Annotated in this window: 5 protein-coding genes; 4 read left to right on the top strand and 1 reads right to left on the bottom strand. The window is 62.6% G+C overall.

What is annotated here, in order from left to right; all coding sequences use genetic code 11:
• Positions 1-554 precede the first annotated feature (554 nt).
• The 3 genes from AHiyo1_RS26975 to AHiyo1_RS15695 all read left to right on the top strand — a co-directional run bounded on the left by AHiyo1_RS26975 (position 555) and on the right by AHiyo1_RS15695 (position 2,454).
• Entirely contained in the window at positions 555-1,034 is a 480-nt protein-coding gene (locus AHiyo1_RS26975; RefSeq protein ID WP_275937076.1) for a helix-hairpin-helix domain-containing protein, read from the top strand.
• Between the two features lie 80 nt (positions 1,035-1,114).
• The gene (locus AHiyo1_RS15700) at positions 1,115-1,900 is read left to right on the top strand and encodes a ComEC/Rec2 family competence protein (RefSeq protein WP_113990690.1); all 786 of its coding nucleotides are present in this window, start codon (positions 1,115-1,117) and stop codon (positions 1,898-1,900) included.
• A gap of 164 nt (positions 1,901-2,064) precedes the next feature.
• Entirely contained in the window at positions 2,065-2,454 is a 390-nt protein-coding gene (locus AHiyo1_RS15695) for a hypothetical protein (RefSeq protein WP_059389179.1), read from the top strand.
• A 28-nt stretch (positions 2,455-2,482) separates the two neighbouring features.
• On the opposite strand, the gene AHiyo1_RS15690 is transcribed toward AHiyo1_RS15695, so the two are convergent.
• Positions 2,483-2,806, bottom strand: coding sequence for a hypothetical protein (locus tag AHiyo1_RS15690; protein WP_059389178.1), 324 nt, complete (start codon positions 2,804-2,806; stop codon positions 2,483-2,485).
• Positions 2,807-2,976: 170 nt separating this feature from the next.
• Between AHiyo1_RS15690 and AHiyo1_RS15685 the strand changes: the two genes are divergently transcribed.
• Complete coding sequence (locus AHiyo1_RS15685; protein ID WP_059389177.1) at positions 2,977-3,378, top strand: hypothetical protein; 402 nt, start codon at positions 2,977-2,979, stop codon at positions 3,376-3,378.
• Positions 3,379-3,560: the final 182 nt, after the last annotated feature.

Genomic DNA, 3,560 nt, shown 5'->3' with positions numbered 1-3,560 from the left:
AGTTATGAGTCCCGAGATGGGCGTTCTCCTGTGCCCACTTATCCTCCACAAGCACTCTGCGGCGGGCCTGTCCACATAGCACCGGTCCGGGCTGCTGCTGCGGGCTCGGACCTTCTAGGCTCGTGGATATGCCACGTAGGAACCGAGCCTCACCCGCGGATGATGCTGCGAGTGCCGCCCGGCTCCGATTCGTTGCTCGTCTTGCGTCACCGACGGACCACGAGGCCGAGGCTCAGCCTGGCCACGTCAACAAAACGGAGCCTCTGCTTCCATTGCAGGCCTTGATGACATCCGGACCGGCTATGGACGATGTGGGGGAGCAGTCAGGCACCGAAGGGGTGTCCGAAGAGGCAGGACCTCCATCGAGGCTTCGGTGGCGCACTCCATGGCGGGTAGCCGTGTTGTTGGCTTTGCCTTGTTTGTTGCTGGTGATTTGGTTCTTCTGGCAGTCCTGGTCTGGGCAGCCGATGGTTGAGCCTCTCGTTCGAAGTTCACATGCGGGAGGAAATCCCGAAGCGGGCGCGGGAAGTAGAAATGGCGGTGTCGATGGGGACCTGGAATCACCCGATGGAGCCCAGCTCCTCATAGTCCACGTGGCGGGTGCCGTGAAGAACCCCGGGATTGTCAGGGTGCCCGCCGGTGCGCGGGTATTCGACGCGATCGCCGCAGCTGGTGGTGCGGATACAACTGCCCAGCTTGACAGCCTCAACCTTGCCGCCATCGTGGAGGACTCGGCGAAGATTCATGTTCCGCGGCTGGGGGAGGCTGTTCCGTCACAGCTTGCGGGGCCAATTGGCGGTGCGCCCACAGCCGGTGGCGCGGGAACCGGGACTTCTGGCGGTGGAAAAGTCAACCTCAATACAGCGACGGCCGAGGAGCTCGACGCCTTGCCCAAGGTCGGCCCCGTCCTGGCCAAACGCATTGTCGAATGGCGGCAGCAGCACGGCCCGTTCGCTGCCGTGGAGGACCTCGATGCCGTGGATGGTGTTGGTCCCAAGATGATGGAATCGCTTCTGCCCTTGGTGACGGTCTAGGGTGAGCGGAGTCAAGCTGAGCCCCGGCCGCGTAGACCTTCGGCTGGCCCCGTCTGCCGTTCTCACGTGGGCTGTCTCCCTTGCGGCCGCCTATCTACCTTCTCTGGACGGGAGTTGTGTGCGTGGCTTTGGCCCTCGCCGCGTGTCTTCTTCTCGCCACTCGGGCCAGGGCTCCTCGTAGCCTGAGGACGTTTCCTGCCACGTTGGCCGTTGCGTGTTTGTTCGGCGCGGCCGTGGCCGCCCACGCCGCAATGCAAGCCGGACAGCGCGACGACGGACCGGTTGCCGACGTTGCAGCGGCGCGCGATTCGGTGGTCATTCATGTGTTGATCGTGGGTGATCCTCGCGAGTTAGGCACGGATTCCCGTGGATCGGGACGGTGGGCCGTGCCGGCCGAAGTGATTGATATTGCGGCCGACGGCATGCTGATCCGCTCCCGCACCAGAATTCTGCTGACCGGAGGCGAAGGCTGGGGGCAGGTTGTCACGGGACAGGAGGTAAGAACAGCCGGAAAACTGAAGCCTGCAAAGCCAGGACAAGTCGAGGCTGGTGTTCTTGCCGCCGCCACCCCACCCATGCGGCCGGACTCACAGCGCAAGCCAGACACACAGAACAAGCCAGACACACAGAACAAGCCAGAAGCAAGGCACCCGACACAAGGACCTGCCGACGTTCCCCACGGTGCAGCCCAATTGAAAAGGCAATTCAGTTCCGCCGCCGAGTGGTTGCAGGGCGACGCCGCCGGACTCCTGCCTGGAATGGTCACGGGCGACACCACGGGCTTGGACGAAAGCCTGGAGACGGCGATGAAAACCACCGGCACCACCCACCTCACCGCGGTCAGTGGGGCCAAAGTTGTTTCATGAGGTGAGTCATCAAATGTTACTTGATGACGTGGGTAGGAATCGCCGGCTAGGAAGGGCCACACAGCGGTCGTATCGCACGCCTCGACCTGTGGCCGCACCTGCCGTCAGTTCAGGACACGCCGCACATCTGCGGCATCACATCACGCCCGACATAGAGTCGAGGCATGCGATACGAATACAAACAGGTCAAGTACCGCTCCGAGGACGGCCGTTTCGACGGCAGTCTCAACACCATGGCCGCTGAAGGCTGGAAGGTCGAGAGTATCGACCGGATCGACGGGATCTTCCTCGTCACCTACAGCCGGGCGTTGGGTGAGCACCTGGTTGTTTCGACCTGCACGAACATCGACGAGCTCAACAAAGATCTGCATGCCCATCGCAACTCACGGCTCGTGTCGATGAGCAAAGACGGCTTCTGGACGCTGATCTGGGAAGTGCTGCCCGTGGCGGCCACGTCGAAACACCCCACCTCGACGGAGCCGAAGCGACCTGCCGCAAACAGTCCGTTCGCATCGGTCTATGACTCCGTCGTCACAGACGACCGACGCGCTTGACCTGAACCGGTCAGATAAAAGAACGGCGTCAGCCGACCTCGGGCTCGTCGTCGCCCCACACGGGAACATCGCCGTCGAACGTAATGACTTCTTCGTCCTCGTCCATGATGAGCGGCGTGAATCCTCCAAGGGCCGCGGGGGACAGGCACGTCACGCAACCAGGGAGTCCGAAGTGGACCGTCTCCAGGAGTGTGTCCCGGTCGTGGCCCGTATGCCAGTCGCCGGTGACCGGATCCGGACCGGGAATCACCCCGCAGTACGGCAAAAGGTCGCCGGCGTTGACGTACAGGTGATGCACGACATCGCGGGCGGTAGCAGGGGACGAAGGCGAAGAAGGCTGCTGCGCTGGCATCCCTTCATGGTGTCACTTTCGTGCGTTTTGCACTCCAATCCGATTCGAATCGCCATTACCACGATTCGAGTAATCATGTCGACAGCAAATTCGCAGTTGTGTTTGAATGGACGTAGAAACGCACAAGATGCACGCCGGACAGCAGGACGAATCCTAGGGGGATACAGACCATGACCACCACGACCAAGCGACGCGGAACGCCCGCCCTGGCCATAGGTGCTGTCGCTCTGATGCTCGCACTGGCCGGCTGCAGCGGGACTCCGAGCGGCAACGGCGAGTACATCGGCGCGACCAGCGGCCCCGTCGGTGTCGTCAAGATCGACGGCGACACGGTGACCTTCACCTCGCTCGAATGCCCCGGCAAGTCCAATTACACGTCCGACACCAGCGTGGGCCAGCTGAACAAGGACCGCACACAGATCACCTGGACGCAGTCGGGCAAGTACCACGGCAGCGACCCGATCACCATCAACGATGACTCGGTCAAGGTGGGCGATCGCAGCTTCGTCGCTCGAAACGGATCCCAGGGCAAGACGATGTTCGACGAGGGCATGAAAACCTGCGGAAGCTGACATCACGGCCTGCACCAACGAAGAACCCCCGGTGGATTTCCACCGGGGGTTCTTCTGTATCAGCCGTCGGACTCAGCGCCTGCTGTCATCCTTCACGGGAGAGGCGGGCCGACGCTGCTCACGCTGCGCTCGTGCCACCTCCTTGCCCTTGGCCTGCTGCACCGTCGCCGGCCTGCCGGTCG

It is taken from the genome of Arthrobacter sp. Hiyo1 (genome assembly GCF_001263615.2).
GTDB lineage: Bacteria > Actinomycetota > Actinomycetes > Actinomycetales > Micrococcaceae > Arthrobacter.
This window is presented reverse-complemented; position numbering and strand designations above follow the sequence as displayed.